General features: G+C 50.8%; 22 protein-coding genes. 5 read left to right on the top strand and 17 right to left on the bottom strand.

All coding sequences use genetic code 11. From position 1 onward, the window contains the following. Window positions 1-55: 55 nt before the first annotated feature. The 3 genes from MHI45_RS32515 to MHI45_RS32505 all read left to right on the top strand — a co-directional run bounded on the left by MHI45_RS32515 (window position 56) and on the right by MHI45_RS32505 (window position 2,629). Complete coding sequence (locus tag MHI45_RS32515; protein ID WP_076112118.1) at window positions 56-1,318, top strand: DNA polymerase IV; 1,263 nt, start codon at window positions 56-58, stop codon at window positions 1,316-1,318. 96 nt (window positions 1,319-1,414) lie between these two features. Next, complete coding sequence (locus MHI45_RS32510) at window positions 1,415-2,182, top strand: threonine/serine exporter family protein (RefSeq protein WP_038590337.1); 768 nt, start codon at window positions 1,415-1,417, stop codon at window positions 2,180-2,182. A gap of 24 nt (window positions 2,183-2,206) precedes the next feature. After that, window positions 2,207-2,629, top strand: coding sequence for a threonine/serine exporter family protein (locus MHI45_RS32505; RefSeq protein ID WP_076112120.1), 423 nt, complete (start codon window positions 2,207-2,209; stop codon window positions 2,627-2,629). A 158-nt stretch (window positions 2,630-2,787) separates the two neighbouring features. Here MHI45_RS32505 and MHI45_RS32500 read toward each other — a convergent pair whose 3' ends face one another. Continuing rightward, window positions 2,788-3,309 carry a GNAT family N-acetyltransferase gene (locus MHI45_RS32500; protein ID WP_076112122.1) on the bottom strand — a complete coding sequence of 174 codons (522 nt, stop codon included), beginning with the start codon at window positions 3,307-3,309 and terminating at the stop codon, window positions 2,788-2,790. Between the two features lie 3 nt (window positions 3,310-3,312). Then, a complete protein-coding gene (locus MHI45_RS32495; RefSeq protein ID WP_076112124.1) occupies window positions 3,313-5,334 on the bottom strand; it encodes a Na+/H+ antiporter in 2,022 nt (673 codons plus the stop codon). A gap of 258 nt (window positions 5,335-5,592) precedes the next feature. Here MHI45_RS32495 and MHI45_RS32490 point away from each other — a divergent pair, with 258 nt between their 5' ends. Further along, complete coding sequence (locus MHI45_RS32490) at window positions 5,593-6,348, top strand: MBL fold metallo-hydrolase (RefSeq protein ID WP_076112126.1); 756 nt, start codon at window positions 5,593-5,595, stop codon at window positions 6,346-6,348. 121 nt (window positions 6,349-6,469) lie between these two features. Here the strand turns inward: MHI45_RS32490 and MHI45_RS32485 are convergent, their stop codons facing one another. From MHI45_RS32485 to MHI45_RS32425, 13 genes are all read right to left on the bottom strand, one after another. Further along, window positions 6,470-7,330: a beta-1,6-N-acetylglucosaminyltransferase gene (locus tag MHI45_RS32485; protein ID WP_076112182.1), complete on the bottom strand. Its 861-nt coding sequence runs from the start codon at window positions 7,328-7,330 to the stop codon at window positions 6,470-6,472. 82 nt (window positions 7,331-7,412) lie between these two features. After that, on the bottom strand, window positions 7,413-8,288 hold the full coding sequence (locus MHI45_RS32480) for a VOC family protein (RefSeq protein ID WP_076112128.1): 876 nt from the start codon (window positions 8,286-8,288) through the stop codon (window positions 7,413-7,415). A gap of 196 nt (window positions 8,289-8,484) precedes the next feature. Next, window positions 8,485-9,222 carry a metallophosphoesterase family protein gene (locus tag MHI45_RS32475; RefSeq protein ID WP_076112130.1) on the bottom strand — a complete coding sequence of 246 codons (738 nt, stop codon included), beginning with the start codon at window positions 9,220-9,222 and terminating at the stop codon, window positions 8,485-8,487. A 42-nt stretch (window positions 9,223-9,264) separates the two neighbouring features. Then, window positions 9,265-9,648: a hypothetical protein gene (locus MHI45_RS32470; protein WP_076112132.1), complete on the bottom strand. Its 384-nt coding sequence runs from the start codon at window positions 9,646-9,648 to the stop codon at window positions 9,265-9,267. A gap of 11 nt (window positions 9,649-9,659) precedes the next feature. Then, window positions 9,660-10,211 (bottom strand): GNAT family N-acetyltransferase, encoded by a 552-nt coding sequence (locus MHI45_RS32465; protein ID WP_076112134.1) that lies wholly within the window; start codon window positions 10,209-10,211, stop codon window positions 9,660-9,662. A gap of 16 nt (window positions 10,212-10,227) precedes the next feature. Further along, on the bottom strand, window positions 10,228-10,407 hold the full coding sequence (locus MHI45_RS32460; protein ID WP_076112136.1) for a hypothetical protein: 180 nt from the start codon (window positions 10,405-10,407) through the stop codon (window positions 10,228-10,230). A 421-nt stretch (window positions 10,408-10,828) separates the two neighbouring features. Next, window positions 10,829-11,251, bottom strand: a complete 423-nt coding sequence (locus tag MHI45_RS32455) for an Rrf2 family transcriptional regulator (RefSeq protein ID WP_038590310.1) — start codon at window positions 11,249-11,251, stop codon at window positions 10,829-10,831. Window positions 11,252-11,315: 64 nt separating this feature from the next. Then, entirely contained in the window at window positions 11,316-12,131 is an 816-nt protein-coding gene (locus MHI45_RS32450; protein ID WP_076112138.1) for a hypothetical protein, read from the bottom strand. Between the two features lie 27 nt (window positions 12,132-12,158). Next, window positions 12,159-12,743: a DJ-1/PfpI family protein gene (locus tag MHI45_RS32445; protein ID WP_076112184.1), complete on the bottom strand. Its 585-nt coding sequence runs from the start codon at window positions 12,741-12,743 to the stop codon at window positions 12,159-12,161. Between the two features lie 32 nt (window positions 12,744-12,775). Further along, window positions 12,776-13,522, bottom strand: a complete 747-nt coding sequence (map, locus tag MHI45_RS32440) for a type I methionyl aminopeptidase (protein ID WP_038590301.1) — start codon at window positions 13,520-13,522, stop codon at window positions 12,776-12,778. Window positions 13,523-13,904: 382 nt separating this feature from the next. After that, window positions 13,905-14,534: an SGNH/GDSL hydrolase family protein gene (locus MHI45_RS32435; protein ID WP_076112142.1), complete on the bottom strand. Its 630-nt coding sequence runs from the start codon at window positions 14,532-14,534 to the stop codon at window positions 13,905-13,907. A gap of 271 nt (window positions 14,535-14,805) precedes the next feature. Further along, the gene (locus tag MHI45_RS32430) at window positions 14,806-15,984 is read right to left on the bottom strand and encodes an NAD(P)/FAD-dependent oxidoreductase (protein WP_076112144.1); all 1,179 of its coding nucleotides are present in this window, start codon (window positions 15,982-15,984) and stop codon (window positions 14,806-14,808) included. Window positions 15,985-16,024: 40 nt separating this feature from the next. Continuing rightward, window positions 16,025-16,462 (bottom strand): DUF1641 domain-containing protein, encoded by a 438-nt coding sequence (locus tag MHI45_RS32425; RefSeq protein ID WP_038590287.1) that lies wholly within the window; start codon window positions 16,460-16,462, stop codon window positions 16,025-16,027. A gap of 326 nt (window positions 16,463-16,788) precedes the next feature. Between MHI45_RS32425 and MHI45_RS32420 the strand changes: the two genes are divergently transcribed. After that, window positions 16,789-17,406, top strand: coding sequence for a nitroreductase family protein (locus MHI45_RS32420; RefSeq protein ID WP_038590284.1), 618 nt, complete (start codon window positions 16,789-16,791; stop codon window positions 17,404-17,406). 81 nt (window positions 17,407-17,487) lie between these two features. On the opposite strand, the gene MHI45_RS32415 is transcribed toward MHI45_RS32420, so the two are convergent. Both MHI45_RS32415 and MHI45_RS32410 read right to left on the bottom strand, forming a co-directional pair. After that, entirely contained in the window at window positions 17,488-19,677 is a 2,190-nt protein-coding gene (locus MHI45_RS32415) for an alpha-galactosidase (protein WP_076112146.1), read from the bottom strand. 168 nt (window positions 19,678-19,845) lie between these two features. Beyond that, window positions 19,846-20,487: a hypothetical protein gene (locus MHI45_RS32410; protein ID WP_076112148.1), complete on the bottom strand. Its 642-nt coding sequence runs from the start codon at window positions 20,485-20,487 to the stop codon at window positions 19,846-19,848. Window positions 20,488-20,894: the final 407 nt, after the last annotated feature.

Here is a 20,894-nt window from a genome sequence, read left to right as displayed (position 1 = left end):
ATGTTCGTATTATAATAAGGTCAAATTCAGCCGCTTACCTGGAGAGTGTGAACCTATGAACAGAGATCGTGTCATTATGCTATCCGATTGCCAGAGCTTCTATGCCTCGGTCGAGAAGGCTGCCAATCCTCTCTACAGCCATAAACCGCTGGTCGTTGCCGGCGATCCGGCCAGACGCAGCGGGATTGTACTTGCCGCTTGCCCCTTAGCCAAAGAGCATGGCGTTACCACTGCCGAGACCTTAAAGGAAGCGCTGGCGAAATGCCCTGAGCTTGTGGTCGTCCGTCCCCGTATGCAGCACTACATCAACGTTTCCTCGCAAATCACCGATATTCTGCGCAGCTTCAGTGATCTCGTAGAGCCTTATTCCATTGATGAACAGTTCATTGATGTCACCGGCAGCTCCGCCTTGTTCGGCAGTCCGCTGTCCATCGCGGCCGCGATCCAGGATACCGTCCGCCAGGAGACAGGCGTGTATGTGCGCATCGGCATCGGCTATTCCAAGGTTACTGCCAAGATGGCCTGCGATCTGTGGGCCAAGAAAAACGAAGGCGGCCGGTTTACACTCACCCGCGAACAGCTGCCCACCCTGCTCTGGCCGCTGCCGATTTCGCAATTGTTCATGGTCGGCCGCCGGATGTCCGCCCATTTCCATAGCATGGGGCTTACGACCATTGGCCATGTGGCCCAGCTGCCGCTGGCCGAGCTGAAGTGGCGCATGCGCGAGAAATTCCGCAAGAACTGCGATATAGACGCCGAGTTGTACTGGCGGATTGCCAACGGCATTGACGACAGTCCCGTAAACCCGCATACCCACGAGGTTCCACCCAAGAGTGTCGGGCACCAGATGACCCTGCCCCGGGACTACCGCACACTGAAGGAAATCAAGACGATTCTGCTGGAGCTATCCGAGCTGGTGTGCAGACGCTGCCGCAGCCTCAAGGTGAACGGCGCGGTCGTGTCTGTCGGCTGCCAGGGTGCAAGCTTTGAGATGCCGACCGGCTTCTCCCGCCAGACCGTAATGAACGACCCCACCAATGCCACCAATCTGGTCTATGAAGCAGCCGTAGAGCTTTTCCAGCGGCACTGGGACAACCAGCCCGTACGCAGGGTCAACCTCAGTCTTTCCACGCTCTCCGACGAAAGTGAGTACCAGCTGACACTGTTCGAATCCCGCCCCCGTTACCGCGAGCTTGAACGGGCTACCGACAATCTCAAGAACAAGTATGGAGATATGATTATCGGCCGGGCTGCGTCTTTCACCGATGCAGGACAAATTAAGGATCGGGCCGGCAAAATCGGAGGACACTACAAATAAAGTGTTAAAAAATAAATTAAAAGAATAAGGGTTGATATTTTCAGGTATTGCGGCGACAATCGAATATATAACATTCCCGGGGAGGATCGAAAGAAGTTGGATAGCACAAGCAATAACAGCAATACTTCCACGCATGAAATTATCGACCTCTGCCTGCTGGCCGGTAAAATCATGCTGCAGAGCGGTGCGGAAACTTACCGTGTGGAGGACACCATGACGCGTATGGCGGAGGCACTCGGTTTTCCCGGGGCGCACAGCTACGTGACGCCAACGGTCATCATGTTCACAACCAGCAGAACCGAACCGGTGAAGCTGTTCCGGATTGCCGAGCGGACGACCGATTTGCAGAAGGTGTCGGAGGTCAACGACATCTCGCGCCGGCTGAGCGAACGCCAGCTCAGCGCGGCAGAAGCCCGCGAGCGCCTTGGCGTCGTGGACGATGCCGCACATGCCTATCCGGCATGGCTGCAGATCGCCGCAGCTGCCCTCACCGGAGCCTGCTTCACAGTAATGTTCAAGGGGAGTCTGTGGGACGCCCTTCCGGCTTTGCTGGTGTCGGGGCTTGGCTTCGCCGCTGCAACCTATCTGCACCGGCTCGTACAGATCCGATTCTTCGCTGAATTTACCGCCTCATTCCTGATCGGACTGTTCGCGTTCTTCTCCGTCAAATTTGGCATTGGCCGCGAAATGGACAAGATTATCATCGGCTCCGTCATGCCGCTGGTCCCGGGCCTGCTCATTACCAATGCGGTGCGTGACCTGATGGCTGGGCATCTGGTTTCCGGCCTCTCCAAAGGTGCCGATGCATTCCTGACTGCGTTTGCGATCGGGACTGGCATCGGACTTGTGCTGTCGCTTTTTTAACCCACGTGAAAGAGGTAGCAATTCATGATTTTGCAACTGATAACCAGCTTTATTGCCGCTGCATCCTTCTGCATTCTGTTCAATGCCCCGCGGCGCGCGCTGTTGCAATGCGGCTTGGCCGGAATGGTAGGCTGGATCCTGTATTTGGAGCTTGATGAAAGATGGGATACGGTTATTGCCACCTTTGCGGCAACCGTAGTCGTCGGCGTCATCAGCCAATTCTTTGCCCGTTCCTTCAAGATGCCGGTCATTATCTTCAGCGTCGGAGGGATTATTCCACTTGTCCCGGGGGGACTTGCGTATGACGCTATGCGCAAATTCGTGGAGAACGACAATAACCAGGCGATTCAGATCGGCGTACAGGCGTTGCTGCTCTCGGGAGCGATCGCCACGGGACTTGTGCTCAGTGAAGTGCTTGGACAAATGTTCCGCCGGAAGAACAAGTAGACACGCGCAGGAAAGAGGCTCCCCGTACCGATCACCTATAGCTTTGACTAGAACAGGGGCGCCTCAGCTAGAGCTGCTTGGTCTACAGCGCATAAAAAGTCCGCCTGCGGCAAGGAATGCTTCCTTGCCGCAGGCGGACTTTTGGGTATATGGGATATTTACTGCAGCTGCCCAATGATCTTCTGATAGCTGACAATATCCAGCCATCTGCCGAACTTGCTGCCGATCTCTTTGAACAGGGCACTCTGCTCGTATCCATGCTTCACGAACAACCGGCGGCTCGGCTCGTTATCGGCGCACACCGTAGCCACCAGTACATGAAACCGGAGCTCCGCGGCCCGCTCTTCGATAAAGCGCAGCGCATGGCCGCCCAATCCCCGGCCGCCGCAGCCCGGCTTCAGGTAGATGCTGATTTCACCGGAGGTATCATAGGCCTGCTTATTCTTATGTCTGGCAATCAGCACATAACCCAACATTTCGCCTTCCTGCATAATGGCATAGGATTTGAACCGCGGATCGCCGCTCAGCACCGACTGGCGCATTTCCGGCAGGCTCTGCGGCTCGGTATGAAAAGAAACTGTGGTGTTCAACACGTAATAATTATATATATCCAGTACTTCAGCCAAATGCGCTTCCCCGATTTCTTCAAACAACAGCCCGCTCGCAGTGATTTCGCCCATTTATTAATCCTCCCAGATTGATGTTTCCAATTGATCCACGAACCGGCGCAGCTTGCCGGCGACCTTGAGATTAATCGCTCCGTTCTGGTACATCTGCTGCACCGTGTCGCGCTGCTCCTGAATCGCCTTCAGCTTCAGCTCCAGCTTCTCATCGTCGATTACGCCATCCTTGCTCCAGCCTTCCCCCTGCTCCAGCCGTGACTCCAGCCGCTCATATTTGTCAATAACCCGCTGCGAAGCCTGGCGGTTTTCTTCGCTCATCCCGGCACTGACCGCTGAGACGGCGGCCTGGCACATCGCGATCTTCGCTTTCCGGGCACTCTCGGCATTCTGAACCGCCCGCCTTCCTTCCTCACCGTTAAAACGGCCGGTGAACAATCCCGAGAATAAGCGTTGAATCTCTGTCAGGGAGAATTTGACCTGTGTATCGAACCGCCGGCACAGAACGGCCTCCGTATGATCCAGCAGCTCTTCCATCTTCACTGCTACCGGAGATTCAATCTGACCTTGCTCCAGCATACGCCGCAATGCTGCCCGTTCCGCATCGAGGCCGTTCAGCCGCGCTTCAACGCCAAGCCGGCGGAAGCGCTCCGTAGCCACATCATTTTCCGGTTGGGGAGCGCACAGTCTGTCGATCTTGTCAGTGAACTCCAGCAATGCAGGCTGCGTTGGGGAGCCGGGATTCTCCGTCGTCAAGCTCCGCAGCATGGTCATTCCTGCATCAATCACCACCGATCTGGCTGCAAGCTCCGTGTTCTGCGGCTGGACGGTTTCGTCAACGGCCTCTTCTTTTCCCGCAAGGATAGGCAGAAAGATACTGGCAATCACCAGCGACATGAGAATAACACCTGCCGCGAGCGCAATGATTAAATCCCGTTCCGGAAACAGGGAACCATCTCCAGCAACCAGTGGAATGGAGAAGGCACCGGCCAAGGTTACAGCTCCGCGGACGCCTGAGATCGAGATAATCAGCTGTGTTTTGAGCGGTGACTTCTCTGTCTTCAGCCTGCGGCTCTCTACTAGCGAATAGACATACACCCAGAGGAAGCGGAGTACAATGAGCAGCGCCGTAATTGCGAGCACATAGCCGGCCACCATAAAGTTATTCAGCGTTTCATCCCGGTAGATGACTTCAACTACATCGGGAACGGAGATGCCGAGAATGAGGAAGACCATCCCGTTCAGGATAAACAGCAGCACCGACCAGGTACTCGCTGACACAAGCTGCAGCTTGTATTGCGGAGATACTGCCCGGTCTTTCTCGATGGCATATACGATACCGCCGGCAACAACGGCCAAAATGCCGGATACGCCGACTTCTTCACTGATCAGATAAATAATGAACGGAGTAAGAATCTGCAGCAGCACATGGACGGTAACATCCTCCATGCCTAATCTGCGGATGAGCACGCTGAGCCGGATAAGCAAAAATGACAGCAGCGCCCCCAGCAGCAGCCCTCCCGCTGCGATGAGGATAAAGCTGAACGTTGCTTTGGGCAGGGAGAACACCCCGGTAACCGCAGCAGCAATGGCAAACTTGAAGGCCACCAGACCGGAGGCGTCATTCATCAATGACTCGCCCTCCAGAATCCGGTGAATGCCCTTCGGCAAATGAACCCTTCCGGCCAAGGCGCCTACCGCCACCGCATCGGTCGGCGAGAGAATGGCCGCCAGCGCAAACGACGCCGCCAGTGGAATCGAGGGTATCATCCAATGGATCGCATATCCCGCAACAAAGACGGTGACAAAGACAAGGCCCAGCGCCAGCAGCAGAATGGGCGCTCTAAGGTTCCAAAGTTCATCGCGGGGTGTCCGCTTGCCGTCATTGAATAGCAGTGGAGCGATAAATAATACAAAAAACAGCTCAGGCTCAAAGGTCATATGTATTCCCGTGGGCATCAGTGCAGCAATAACGCCCAGTCCAATCTGAATCAGCGGAATTGGCACAAACGGGATAAACCGGTTCACGATGTTGGAGGCCGCGATCAGCCCCAGAATTAACAGTACGGCAAGAAAAGTCTCCAAGCTGCATCAACTCCAAAACTGATTTTCCCATTATTATATCCTAAACGTTTATAAAGGGGCAAAATGCAATTCTCATATTTATGTTTAGCCGAAAAAGTTCACCGATTTATATATTGACAAATAATTATTTTTGTGTTATAATATCATATTTTTCTATTGCGCAACATCTCTGTTTTCAGTATGCTATGCATTAGCCTCACAGCATGAATCTTATCAAGCATGGGAGCACGGGCTCACTAACTTTTTAGGAGGAACATTATGCATATCGCCAAAGGAATAGACATGCTTGAAATTTCCGTTCAAGTTATGGGTGGAACAGAAACGATTTACCCCACCCTGCTTTGGGACGGACAAGCCGCCACTCTCGTAGATACTGGTTACCCGGGGCTGCTGTCCACATTTAGGGTGGCTATGGAAGAAGCCTCTGTACCCTGGAATCAGCTGCGCACTATCCTGATTACCCATCAGGATCTCGATCATATCGGGAGCCTGCCCGCTCTGCTGGAGCAGGCTGAAACCGAGCTGACCGTACTGGCGCACGAAATTGAGAAGCCCTATATTGAGGGCGATAAAATGTTGCTCAAGCATACGCCGGAAGCGCTGGCTGCCGCCGAAGCCATGCTGCCGCCTACAGTGCCGGAAGAATGGCGGCATGCCTTTCTCTCCGTGCTTGCCCATCCACCAAAAGGAAGAGTCGATCAAACGCTCATTGGCGGGGAACGGCTTCCTTGTGGCGGCGGAATCACTGTGATCCATACGCCCGGCCACAGCCCCGGGCATCTGAGCCTGTACCATCAGGCTAGCTGCACACTGATTGCCGCTGATGCCCTCACGGTGCGCGGCGGAGAACTGTACGGGCCAGATGCTGCGGCGACACCCGACATGGCTACCGCACTTGCTTCTTTGCAGAAATTCGCCGATTTGGAGATCCGGCAGGTGATTTGCTATCACGGAGGATTGTACCGCGGTGATGCGGGCCGCCGGATCGCCGCGTTGTCACAGGGGGAAGCGTAACTGGATGCAGAACAAGCAGGAGGCAAGGCCGGTAGATCCGGCCTTGCCTCCTGCTGAAATCCCGTCCGCTCCCGGTAATCGAATCAGGATTGAAGAGTTTTTGACCCAGTGGTCCTAAGGTTCAACCCTTTTGCAGAAGATCCTCGACAATACTGCGGTCTACGTCCAAGTCAAACTTGCGGCCCCAGAAGCTTCCCTGTCCTTGTGTGCGGATTCGTTCGTAATCCACCGCCCTGAGCGTTCTGGGGAACTCCGGTCCGGTCTCCCAGTCTGTATAACGTTTGATTTCATTCACTACATTATCCTTAAACGGACTATTCAAAATAATCGAATGAAAGAATATTTCGTCACCGCAGAATGAGTTCTTGAACAAACGGATGTAACCTGGAGAAGTACGGGTGAATTCCAGAATATACTCCATGCACTCACCGGTAATCGACATCCAGTTTGAGCCTTTATATAGTTTATCCGGGAGATGCTTCAGACTCCGCTTAAGCCAAGGCACCGACATCACCAGATTAATGTACCGGTTGCGCACCTCGGAGACTGCTTTTACCCGCGATACAAGAAATTTTGGATAATAGACAGAAACCCGATAGTAGCAGCCCCACATCTCCGCTTCATTAGGCAGTTGCAAATACTTCACAAATTCCTTCCCCTCGTTCTTCTGGAAGAACTCCACAATCGTCCCATTGGAGACAAGGGGCAAATCCTGCCCGCTTATGATATGAATATAATTATAGTAACCCTGCTGCTTAATCAGCTCAAAACCTTTAAGAATGCATTCAATCTGGCTGTAATGTCCCCACTGCACTTCAACAGGATCTTTTACAAAATGAATATGTTCACGGTGAACAATTTGCTCTTCTATGCCGCTCTTCTTGTCTACATGCAGGAAAAAATCCACATGTTCATCACTTAAACGATCAATCAGCAAATTGATCTGCTCAGGATTTTTATGACAAAGGATTACGTATGCCATTTTGAATTTCTGCAAAATCTACACCCTTTCACTCATTCATTTCCAATTATTATAGGGGAATGAGTGAAGATGGACAAGCAAATTATTCCGATTGCGAGTTCACCATCAGCTTCAAACCGATGTTCCATGGATCTTTGAGCGAAAGGGTGCCGTCTGCCTCAGTTACTGTATAACCAGCCTCCCGCATACGCTCAGACACTTCCGCCAGCTCCTGTCTGCTTGACAGCAGCAGTGTAAAATAATCGATGCCGGGTGCATCAGACGGAGCCGCCGGAGCACCCTGCCCCGCCCAGATATTGAGGCCCATATGGTGATGATAACCTCCCGCCGAGATAAACAGCGCCGAGTCTCCATAATGGGTTGTTGGCTCAAAGCCCAATGCATCCACATAAAATTTCTTCGCTTGGTCAAGATCACCTACATGAAAATGCACATGTCCGATCACGCTGCCGGCAGGCAGGCCGTTCCAGGTTAAGCCTTCAGCAGCGGCCAGCAGACCGTCGGCATCTACCGGGTCCGTAGTCATAATATAGTCCCCTTCTGCATCACGTTTCCATGTATCACGCGGCCGGTCCCGGTACAGCTCAATTCCGTTATTATCCGGATCCTGAATGTACAGCGCTTCACTTACCATATGATCTCCCTGACCGATATGAATCCCAGAGTCAATCAGATTGCGCAGCGTGAGCCCCAGGCTGGGGCGGTCAGGCACGAGAATGGCGAAGTGGTACAAGCCCGCTACCGAATTCCGGCGCAGAATTTGCGCGCCTTCGATCTCCCGCAGGATGAGCAGTACATGCTGCCCGTCTGCCGTCATCTCCACCTGGCGACCGGTCTGGCGCAATATCTTCAGTCCCACAACATTCTGGTAAAAAGCGATCGAACGCTCCAAATTGCTTACTCTTATCTGCACTAAACCAATTTGCACACCCTCATGCAATGTCGCTGTTGCCGTCATAATATCTCCTCCTGAATAAATGCTGGTGTCCGTGTCTAGCCGCTTATTGCAGCTTAGTCTTTACACCTTCCATTTTTGCAATTCACACTTGTAACTGTTTCCGTTACATATTAACTAACTTTAGTATAGTTGCACTCCATAAGTTTGTCAATTACTTTCAAAAAGAAAAGCCAGACCCGTCAGGTCTGGCTTAGCATTAGTGATCCACGCCCTTACCTCTATATTCAGCTGTTCTAAGCTCCTTAATATAGGGTTCCAAGTCAGGCATATGAGATTCCTGTGCCTGCTGCACAGCCAGTTCGATATCGTAGGGAACTCTGACGAATTGCAGATTTAACGGTGCCAATGCACGATCTTGATACCTTCCCTCCATAACTAAATACGAGGCCTGGGTAAGATCGAGCGGATTCCCTACACTGCCTACATTCAGTAACGTCCTTCCGTCCAGATGCTGAAGGTACGCATTATGAACATCCCCATATCCGGCTATATCCGCCATGATTGGTTCCTTGCACAATCCGGAGGATAGGAACAGGGATAAACGCTGTTCGTAATCATCCCAGGGCTGGACCCGCTCATTTAAGCTCCGCGGTGAGGCATGGAATAAACGGATGAACTTTCCGCTCATCCAGAATTCAATCGAGAACGGCAGGGAGTTCAGATAATTCAGGCGGTCCTGGCCGAGCAGCTCCCGATGCCATTGTACAACGGCGATTTCGCTGGGACGGCCGATGAATTCATCCCAGTTGCCCATCACAACTTCTTCGCAGTGCTTCTTCACCAGATCAACTGCCAGGTCTGAGCTAGGTCCTTTGCCAACAATGTCTCCGAGACAAAAAATCCGGGTGATATTACGCCCGTGTATATCCGCGAGTACCGCTTCAAGAGCCGGTACATTGCCATGAATATCAGAAATAATTGCAATTTTCTCCACTGAAGTTCCTCCGTTTGGGTCCATTCTTATTGTCTTGCTTAATCAATTCAGCAATTTGATGCCGCTGTATACTCTCTTCTCTGCGGTGGCTGTCCGAATCCAGTTCAATAAGTCCTCCCTGGTGAACAAGAACTCGTCATCAATTTTAATATAAGGAAGCTTTGCTTTTGTAAAAGGTCCATTATTGCTCAGAATTGCATTTTCCGCTTTCATAATATTGAGCACCTGCTCTTCTTCCAGCCCCAGAAAATATGCAGCCTCCTGAAGCGTCATTAATGCCTTGTCCTGTTGCTGCAGAGTATTCTGGGCTTGCAAAGCATTTCCGTTGCTACCCGCCTTTTCATGGCTGATGACCAGGCAGCCGACAATAAAACAAACACCAAGAATAAGGCTGGCCCCCAGTATAGATAGATGGTTATTTTTCATAAAGTATCCCCTTATTTCGTACTGCCCGCATATTCAATGAGCCAGCAGTCCCTGAATTCTCCCTCATGCCATTCATGCTCTACAAGCAGCTTCCTCCGCACAAAACCAAGTTTCTCATACACTCTCAGCGCCCGGTGATTCCAGCATTGCGGGTCCATCACAATTTTGTCTGCCTGCTTCGACTTGGTAAGATATTTAACTGTCTCCCCCACGAGCTGCGAACCAATTCCTTGATTCCAGAATGCAGTTTCGCCGATAAACTGGTCCATGCCGTAAATTCTGCCTTCAAAATCCGTATACCCGTACTCCGCTTTCTCTTCAGCATCAATAGGATAGAACTGTATGTATCCAACATCCTGCGATTTATAGCAGACAATCCCCCGCGTGATTCCCCCGGCTTCCTCTTCATAAAAGTGCTCCAGCACCATCTCCATTGTATGCGGACGGTCACGGCCTTCATAATACTCCAACAGAAGCGGATCGGAAAGCCATTTCACAAGCAGCTCCGCATCGGGAGCCACCAGTCTTCTAACGCTTAGTTCCTGATTGTGATATAAGATCATTGCAAAACTCCCCCTTTTACAGGCGTTTATCAATAATATGCTTATTCTCCTTAATTTCTTTACGCAGCAGCCTGATCTCCTGAATCAAAATATCCAGTTTGTGCGAAGTTTTCGAATCATCTATCGCTTTTCTAATAATCAGCATAAATACCAAGAGGCTTACCAAGCCTAAAATCACAGCCAGAAAGGTCATCATTCAAATCCCATCCTCTTTCACAAAAATCATTCCATTTCACATGTCTTGTGTCAGTCTAATTCATTTGGAATATTGTGTAAAGCTCCTGCTATGTTATCGCGCTCTCCATTTCCTTATACAGGGACAAAAAAGTGACCCTGCCAGCGTCCGGCAGAGTCAAGGTCTATTATAAGGGGGTCATGTGACTACTATAACCGGCAAAGCTTAAATCCGGATGAAAATTTAATAAAGGTTTGCTGAATTTTGTAGAACCCTCGGATTGCAGCAAACCAAAAAAATTGGAGCCTGCCGAGGCACGGCAGGCTCCTAGCAAAAATGCATCCACTGGGGGGTGGAGATCTTTAATATACTCCTGAAACCTTAAAGAAACATAAGTTTTTGCTAAAAGTTTACTTAAATTACTCTTAATCCCCTTCGCTGCTCAGTAAACAGGGATCTGATTTATAATCTGGTCCAAGGTAACCTCCTGCAGCACATTCTCCATCGCTTTCTGGGCAAGGGAGAATACAGGCACGATGGCACCGGCGATGTTCTTGCCAACCGGACAATCGGGATTCGGGTGCTCATGCACGGAGAATAAGGAATCTTCCTCCACCGCATTAACCGCCCGATAAATCTCCAGCAGCGTGATCTCAGCTGCAGTGCGGTTCAGCTTGGCTCCGGCCACACCGGGACGGACATCAACCAGTCCCGCTTTGTTCAGCATGCCTGTAATTCTGCGTATGACCACCGGGTTGGTATTGACACTGCCAGCGATCCATTCGGAGGTGCTTTTGCCTTCCTTGTTGCTGTCGATTAACGTAAGAATATGAATAGCCACCGCGAACCGGGTGCTGATGTTCATGGAAATCTCTCCTTTATTGCCCTAAACAAAAGAATGCTTTGGATGCAACAATAATAGTTACATTTTAGCACATTGTCAATGCTGTGAGGAGGTCCGCAACCTGGTCAGGATATTTTTTACTCAGCCGGGCTTTGCCCAGATTGCTCTTCACAATCTTCAGCATCCGGGGATCGCCGCTCTGTGCAAATCTGCGGAGCATAGCAAAACCTGCTTCCGGCTCGCTGGCCACAAACAGACTGAGACTATATTCTAAACCCTTGGACAACACGCGATAATGCTCCCGATCGCCTTGTCCCGGCTCAGAGGAGAGGATGCCTTCCATAATGCCGCCGGCCAGATCCAGGCTATACCGTGCATTGGTCTGCTCCTTGAGCAGCGGCGGATGGGCTAAAGCGGCAACAAAGGCGCGCTGTTCCGGCAGTGTAGCCTCCGCTTTCCATGAATCCAGCAGTCCCTGCAGAAGCGAAAAATCATATTCTCCAATGGTCTGCAGACCGATCGCCGCGGCCTCGCGCAGCCGCCATCTGGAATCATTCATGGCAGTCTTCAGCAGGCCTTCTGTCAGGGTGCGCCGCACTGCATCAGCATACCCGTAATGCGCGCAGCTGGCCTGTACAGCACAAAAAGGCAGAAACTCGCGGGGATCATTAGCAGCAGCCTCGTGGTCCGAAATAAGCGCCCATGACGAAAGCATTGCCCATGAGGTCTCCGTTACAGAAGGCCGGGCAAAAGACATCGCGAAGCTCTCTGCCAGCTCCAGATTGGCCCGTGGTCCGGGCAGGCCGCTCCCGTCCAGCATATAACCGGCAAGCAGGGGCCACTGCCCCTCCGTCTCCATCCATTCCCGAATCGGCACTGGCACCGTCTTAGTTACAGTCATCCTAATTCCCCCGTTTTCCTGCACAGCTTATTGCTGCTGTACAATGCCCTGCATCACATAAGGATAATCAATTTGCTTCTTCACGGAGAGCATGGCCTCTTCACCGGCAAGCAGTGACATGACATGCAGCCCCAAATCAATGGAGGCAGACACCCCTCCACCGGTAATTATACTGCCGTCCTGTACAATCCGACTCTTCACCACACTGCCGCAATAGGGCGCCAGCAGATCGTACGCAGCGGGATGCGTCGTTGCACTGCGTCCCTCCAGAAATCCGGCGGCTCCCAGCAGGAGTGAGCCTGTGCATACAGAAACCTTATAAGGCACATTGGCGGCTCCCCGCAGCCAAGAGAGAAAGGACTCATCAGTCCTGAGCCGTCTCGTTCCCATCCCGCCGGGCAGGAAGACTAAATCATATTGCGACAGATCCGGCAATACTGTGCCGATCTTGACCGTAAGCCCCAGCTCATCGGTCACTTCTTCCGCAACACCGCAAATATCCCATTCCAGCCCTTCACCTGGGGCGAATTGTCCCAGCCGGTAGATAACATCATAGAATCCGGCAAAATCGAGAAAAGTAATTCCATCAAAAAGAATAAAGGCCATCTTCAACATCGCTCGCTCCTCTTACCCTCGGCAGGGTTCTATGCGCTTGTCAGAATGATCGGTTTGCCCTTAGTAATTATAATGGTGTGCTCATACTGTGCTACCCGGCTATTGTCCTTCACACTCAGTGTCCACCCGTCCGACTGCTGTTCTACAAAGTCAGCCCCGGTAGACAGGAACGGCTCAATCGTAATGACCTGATTTTCTTTAAGCACCGTAGTTACCCGCGGATTATAAAACGGGAGAATTTCGAAAGGCTTCTCATGCAGTGATTTCCCGATGCCGTGGCTGCATAAATTACGTACGATTTTGTAGCCGCGTTTGCGGGCTTCACTCTCCATCACTCTGCCAATCTCATTCACCTTCATGCCTGCTCGAAGATGATTGATTACGCTCATCATGGTTTCCTCCGTGCTGCGGCACAGATGTACAAGCTTCTCGTTATAGGGCGGCAGTTGAAAAGAAACGCCGGAGTCACTGTAATAACCGTTAAGCTCGGCAGATACGTCAATATTAATCAGATCACCGGGGTTAATGACTCGTGAGCCGGGAATGCCGTGAGCCACCTCTTCATTAATGCTGATACAGGTGCTGCCCGGAAAATTATAGGTAACCTTCGGAGCCGATTTTGCACCAAATTGCTCCAGGATTTTCGCCCCCACCGCATCAAGCTCGGCAGTCGTCATACCTGGTTTTACATGTTTCTTCATCTCGGCGATAGTGTAACCTACCACCTTACCGGCTGCTTTCAGACCTTGCAAATCCTCTGCTGTATCGCTCGTCATTCTTTTAACATTCCTCTCGCTCTATAAGATGTACTCAATATTTATTATTTCGGTATAGATTGTTAACTTCTTCATTGATAATGTATTCCTGATACGCTTCTCCGAACACTAGCTTCATCTTGAGGTTTGTGCTGACGCCCGGTGGCTCTGAGAATTCCTTCCGTTTATTCAGGCTTAGCCATGAGCTTGTTAGATGAAGTATCGGTAATATGTACCCTACAATTATAACAGTCTTCAGATGCAGAGTGAAATGTCCGTGCATGGGTCTGCCTCATCCAATTTTCAGCTCCGCGCATCAAAAAAAGACCGGTCCGCTATAAAATAACGGACCGGTCTCAGAACACACTCAGATGGGATAGCTTTAACAAAATAATTTGAAGCTCTAGTTAATTGCTCCTACCGCTTTCAGCCAGGCTTCAGCAATGAGGGCATGTCCGGCCGAAGAAGGATGCACGCCATCCCCTGCCCAGAACGCTGGCTCCGCTTTAACGGAAGCCGCAGCGAACAGGCCGTCGAGCGGAACCAGCGGGGCCCCGTACTCACGTGCCAATTCACGCACAACATGGATTTTGGGATCCAAATCCTGACGCCAATTCTTGCGGTCTTCCGGCACAGGCAGTACGAACGGCTCAATCAGCACCAGCCTGGCATCCAGCGCACTCATTGTACGCTCGATCAAATCACGGTAAGCGGCTTCAAACTCGGCAGCAGTAGTTTCCTGGCCGGAGTCAAAGCGGCGCCAGGTATCATTAATTCCGATATAAATGGATACCCAGGTCGGCTTCAAGTCCAGGCAATCCTTATCCCAGCGCTGCTGCAAATCCGTAATGCGGTTGCCGCTGATTCCCCGGTTAATGAACGTCAGATTCTTCTCCGGATACTGCAGCCCGAGACGGGCGGCGGCCATCATTGCATAGCCTACCCCCAGTGATGAAGCGTCTTCATAATTGCGCCCGCAATCGGTGATACTGTCACCTTGGAACAAAATGATATCGTTTTCTTTAAATCCCATGTTTAAATCCTCCTATAAAACCACCGAATGGTATAAACATAGTCCATTATATCAAATAGAATTTCTCCGGACACCCTCAATTATGGCAGGATTTCAAAGCGCACTTCGCATTGTGAACTTATTTAAATTAATTACCAGTTATTAACTATGTAATTCAGCACAGAAAAAAGATCCCCTTCCAGCACCCGCACCTCAAGAAAAAACCAGGTGTTTTCGGGTAACCAAAAGGGGATCCTATGAACTGGATTCCAGCAAAGCCGGATAATGAATATTAATACGCCAGACTAAACAAACCTTTGATATGTGTCAGATAACGGATATTGCTTGCTTCTTTCATCATCGTTGCAGGCAAGCCCTTCAATGGCGTTGAGTTGCCGCCGATAATAGCAACACCGTCTTTACGGCCCAAGCTGGCCAGTGTGCCCGAATTGACCGGACTGAAGGTATCCAGCGATTTATTGTTCAGGTAAGCATACAGATTATAGCCGATCAGCTCACCCATCTGCCAGGCGATTTGTGCAGTCGGCGGATAAGGACGGCCGTCCGGAGCAAATACAACGGCACTGTCACCGGCAACAAATACATCGGCATGCGATGTGGATTGCAGGAATTCATTTACCGTTGCACGTCCACGGTTAACTTCAAGACCGGATTCACCGATCAGCGGATTTCCTTGTACACCGCCGGTCCATACGAATGTGTTGGCCACAATTTTCTGGCCATCCTTTAGATCAATGGTGTTGCCCTCTACATTGGTAACGGCTAGACCGGTCAGGAATTGTACGCCGCGTGCGGCAAGACTTGATGTAGCGCGTTCGATCAGGTGATCGGGCAGTACCGGGAGAATCTTTGGACCTGCTTCCACGAGCAGCAGCTTGATCGCTTTTTGATCCACCCCATAACGTTTGGTGAGCTTCGGCAGCACGTCGGCAATTTCACCTACAAGCTCAACACCCGTCAATCCGCCACCGCCGATTAGAATCGTCGCGTCAGCTTCATTGCCGGTTTTTGCGTACTCACGGATCCGGTCTTCGATATGACCGTGAATTTTATTGGCGTCGGCAGCCGATTTCAATACCATGCTGTATTGTTCAAGTCCCGGAATTCCAAAATAAGCCGTCGTGCTGCCAAGGCCCGCAACAAGGGCGTCGTAAGTAAGATTCGTGCCATCCGAGAGCGCAATTTGTTTGCTTTCAACGGAGAAGGATTTTACTTTGGCAATTTTAAGATCAATGTCTTTACCGGCAAAAAGCTTCGCCAGCGGCATAGCAACAGCTTTCTCTTCCACGCTGCCTGCGGCAAGACGATGCAATTCGGTAATAATCTGGTGGGTTGGATACTGGTTGACAACGGTGATCTTTGCTTCAGCCTTGCTCATATATTTGCGCACTGTCAAGGCACTCAGCAATCCGCCGTAACCTGCTCCTAGAATAACGATATGTTTTGACATATGATGTTTCCTCCGTCCTTACGTATGAGATTAGAATTAATTATTTCTGCTGGCTGCGTTCGCCGCTGACTTGCAGGTAAGCATTCATAAAACGGAGAAGCTTCTGAACCTGCGGATCCTTAATCATCTTCATCATTCCGAACACACTGATCGTCTCGCTGCTTTCATTTGCCCGGTCTTTCGCCTCGATCACAGTAGCCGCCATATTCTTGACGGAACCTACTACCGGCTCGGCAATTTCTTTAATAGCGCCCACCGTATCATTCTTGAGTACTTCATCGGATGCAACCGACTGTACAAAGTCCATAGACTTCGTTAATACACCTACAAGCTGTGTAAGCTGCGGCAGCTGTTCTATCAAGGTTGTTAATGATTCCTGAACTTCCGGCTTCAAAAGCTGATCCAGAACATCCTCTTTGGTTAAAGAGGCTTTCGGTGCTTCCTGTTCAGGAGTGGTTTGCGTAATTGTTTCTGACATTGTTGGACTCTCCTCTGCATTAGCTTGTAACGCTTGATAATAGTCAATTCAATAACCCATGCGTCTATTATAACACCTATTATGTAATAAACGTCACAATCTTTTTGCCTATATAACCTTATTTTGTGATTAAAATCACTTCTTTTCTGTCGTTTTTATTAATTTTCTTCTATTTGAACTTAATTTCACGATTAAGTGTAATTCATCATTGACGATTCCCAATTGCCGTGCTATCTTAAGTAAGTAACCATTTGTAAGTAAGTTTATTTACATAAGTTATTGAAATTTATTAACTATCAATTTATAACCATTTGGAGGTATTTATCATGAGTACTTTTACAGATTTGGTGCAATCCCGCAGATCAGCTATGAATTTCGTGGAAGGGATCAAGATCCCGCAAAACGAGCTGGAGGACATGTTCTCTCTCACCCGGCTCGCCCCTTCAAGCTCCAATTTGCAGCATACACATTACAAGGTGATCAGCGATCCGGCACTGAAGGAGGAAATCCGCAGAGGTGCTTATGACCAATATAAAATCCACACGGCTTCCGCCGTTATTATTGTGCTCGGAGATAAGCTTGCCTATCAGCAGGCACCGGAAATTTACAGCGGACTGAAATTGCTTGGCGCTATGAGCCAGGAGGAATATGACAACACCATTCAATCCATCAACGATGCCTATGAAGGAAATGATGCTTTCCAGCGTGATGAAGCCATTCGCAACGCCTCCCTGTCTGCCATGCAGTTCATGCTGATTGCCAAGGATAAAGGCTGGGATACCTGCCCGATGATCGGCTTTGATCCCGAAGCCATCAAGGCCACCCTCAATATCCCGGACCATCTTGTGCCGGCTCTGATGATTACCATCGGCAAAGACTACAAACGCAAGATCAGACCGCGCGGCTACCGCAAGCCGGTAAATGAGTTTGTTGAATTCTTCTGAGATGGACCCTTGCAACCCGCAAAAAGGCCTTGCCGCAGTATCGCGGCAAGGCCTTTTGTGATAATAACAACCGGTTAAATCCTAGACTCTGCGGAAACGCCAGAGCACGCTCTGGAAATCACCGTGCAGATTCGGCAATGGCAGCCCCGCAAACATAAGATGATCTCCTCCATACACGACTCCGCCTTCCAGCCACTCATAATCCGCTTCGGGATCCAGTCCTTTCAGGCGCAGATAATACAGTGAATCATTGGGCTCGGCCAGTGTCCGGGCATACACGACGACAGCCTCGGATTTATCTTCAGCCGCAATCAGCCATGCGGTCTCGTTGCCTTCAAACGGGCTGAGCAGTCTGTACTGCTCGCCGAACTGCACCAGCGGCCGCAGCTCCTTGTAGAGCGCTACCTGTGCTTTTACCGTTTCCTTCTCTTCTTCCGTAAACTTTGTCAGATCCAGCTCATAGCCGAAATTGCCTGACATTGCGATATGTCCGCGCAGTTCAAGAGAAGTATTGCGGTGTACCTGATGGTTCGGCACGGCCGAGACATGGCTGCCCATGGAGCTAAGCGGATAGACGATGCTCGTTCCATACTGGATTTTGAGTCTGCTGATCGCATCGGTATTATCGCTTGTCCAGGTCTGCGGCATATAATAGAGCATTCCCGGATCGAAGCGCCCTCCCCCGCCGGAGCAGCTCTCAAACAGGACATCCGGAAACTCCGAGGTAATCCGTTCAAGCACTCCATAAAGACCGAGCATATAACGGTGCGCCGTTTCACGCTGTCTTTCCGGCGGCAGCAGCGCGGAGCCAATTTCGGTCATATTGCGGTTCATATCCCATTTCACATAGGAGATTGGCGCGCTGCGCAGCACATCGGCTATCCTGTCGCCGATCGCCTGGCAGACATCCTCACGGGAGAAATCGAGCACAAGCTGCATCCGTCCTTCTGTTCTGCGGCGGTCCGGCACATGCAGGCACCAATCGGGATGCCGGGTGTACAGTTCGCTGTCCGGCGAAATCATCTCCGGTTCGAACCAGAGGCCAAATTGCAGACCCAGCCCGTTTACACGCTTGGCCAGATCATCCAATCCCTCCGGCAGCTTATTCGCATCCACGAACCAGTCCCCCAGTGAGCTGCGGTCATCATTGCGGTGACCGAACCAGCCGTCATCCAGCACAAACAGCTCCAGCCCAAGCTCGCTGCCGGCACGGGCGATGTCTTCAATCTTGTCGGCGGTGAAATTGAAATAAGTCGCTTCCCAGTTATTGACGAGTACTGGCCGGGTACGGTCGCGGTGGGTGCCGCGGCTCAGCCGGGTACGGTACAGCTTATGATAGGTCCGTGACATCGAACCGATGCCATCCACCGAGAAGACCAGTACAGCTTCGGGAGTCTGGAACGCCTGTCCCTGCTCCAGCAGCCAGTTGAAGTCGAAAGGATTAATCCCGATGGATAAGCGGGTTGTCTTGTACGGCTCAACCTCAACCTGTGCGCTAAATCCGCCGCTGTAAACCAGGCTGACGCCATATACTTCGCCATGGTCTTCATCCGCACCTTTGGACAGCAGAGCGATAAATGGATTCTGCGCATGGCTGCTCGCTCCCCGGCGGCTCTCGATACCCTGCATGCCGGAAGCAAGTGCTCTGCGTTCCACATATCGCTCCCTCGCCCAGGACCCGGACAAATGAAGCATATCGTAATTCGAGTCACGGAAATCCACACTCATGCTGAGTCCACGCAGCAGCCTCAGCGACTGGCTGCCTTCATTGACAAACCGCACAGAACGGGTGATGGCGTTCAATTCATTAAATACGGTATAGCTGAGGATAATCCGCAGCCCGGCCACAGGATCGAGCAGCTCGATCTCCAGTGTATCGGCTTCCTCTTCATGCTCGGTATATGTAGCTGGCAGCCCCTCAAGAGCAGGCTTTCCCCGATAAATGCGGTGTTTGTCATACAGCGCCTCGGAAGCCGTAGTTCCGTTCTCAGCCTGGATCTGGTAGGCTGGATGGCGGAAATCACCCACACCATATACCGGGTACTCCTGTGCTATCGTATCGTAAGAGATAGACATGTCCTCAGGATATGGGGCTGGCGAGAAGGAGCAGCGTTCAGTCCGCTGCAGGATGGAGGACAGACCAGTTGAACGAATTTTTCTGCCCCAATATACATGCGCCGGAACTCCGGTAGGCAGCAACTGAATCACGTAGCTGGTTGCCTTGCTCTGAAGATGAAAGATGCGTTCGTCGGAAAAATATTGAATTGCCATTGGAACCTCCTGAAAGTTTGTGAGCATCTGCTTCCTTGATTAGCATCGTACAAACTCGCTTGGGAAGCATCAGCTTTGTTTTGTAGAGCAGCATCTTACTTAATAGGCTTCGTACAACATCAATCTATTATATAGTGAAATCGCTTTAATTTCACCTCTGGTTAGCTTTCATTTCGCATAATGGAGAATGGCCGCAGCCGCCCGCTCCCGCCGCTCGGCATCTTCACTATGCAGCGCAGCCGTGAGAACAGACAGCGCTTCAGCAATTATCTCTGCATCAACTTTTACTGTGTGTTTCGTTTGCTCACTGCCTCCAAGACCCGCATCCGAGAGCCACAGATCCAGCCTTTCAGGCGGCAGCGTTCCTATATACTGCGAGACTGGCAGGGCATCTGCCAGCAGTTCACCCATCATAGGATTCAGCTCTGCACTAAACAAGCTCTTCAGCCAGGTTACTCCTCTCCGGTGACAACGGCCATCTTCCGGATGGTCACAGGCTTCCTCATAGAAATAATCGCCCAGATCGCCAAGGTAGGCCCACTCCCCGTCTGAGATCAATACATAATCTCCGTCCTGCATTGTATGTACAAAGATGTCCAGGCTGTCCAGCGCCTTTTCCAGTTCCGGCCCGTAGTAGGCAGAGGTCTGATGCAGCCGTCTGGCGATTTCTTCGCGGCTTGCCTGTTCCAAATCACCGATGCCGGGATATCCGGCGCAAACATAATTGTCCTGCACAAACTCCGTCATCCGCTCAATCCCAAGCGGCGCCGTCTTCATCTGAAACAGCTTCATATATGCTACTCCTTCCATTCTTCCTAACTCCTACGCCATAAGTGAATTATACATTAAGAGCAGCAGCAATTATCCATGGAATATTAGTTAAAAAACTAAGAATAAGCAAGGATAACAGCGCTTACAAGAGGGTTATATGTATAATGGTTCCAGATTCAAATGATACGGCTTTTTACTGCTTATGGGGATCAGGCTATACTATAGACATCAACTCAAGGAACCATACACTGCTAGAAGGAACGCTAATGCGGGCAGGTAAAATCTCTCCGTGAGCAATCTTTTGCAGCTGTAATCCCTGAGCTTGAGACTATATCTTTGATCCTGGCATTAAAGCTTTCAATTTATCCCGGAACGAAATGGTATGAGCTTCTTAAAGCTCAAACGTTGATCATCGATCCAATCGTTACCTGAGGATGATTAGAGAA

It is taken from the genome of Paenibacillus sp. FSL H3-0321, from assembly GCF_038002865.1.
GTDB lineage: Bacteria > Bacillota > Bacilli > Paenibacillales > Paenibacillaceae > Paenibacillus_AQ.
Note: the sequence above shows the minus strand (reverse complement) of the source record. Positions and strands in the feature narration are given on the sequence as shown.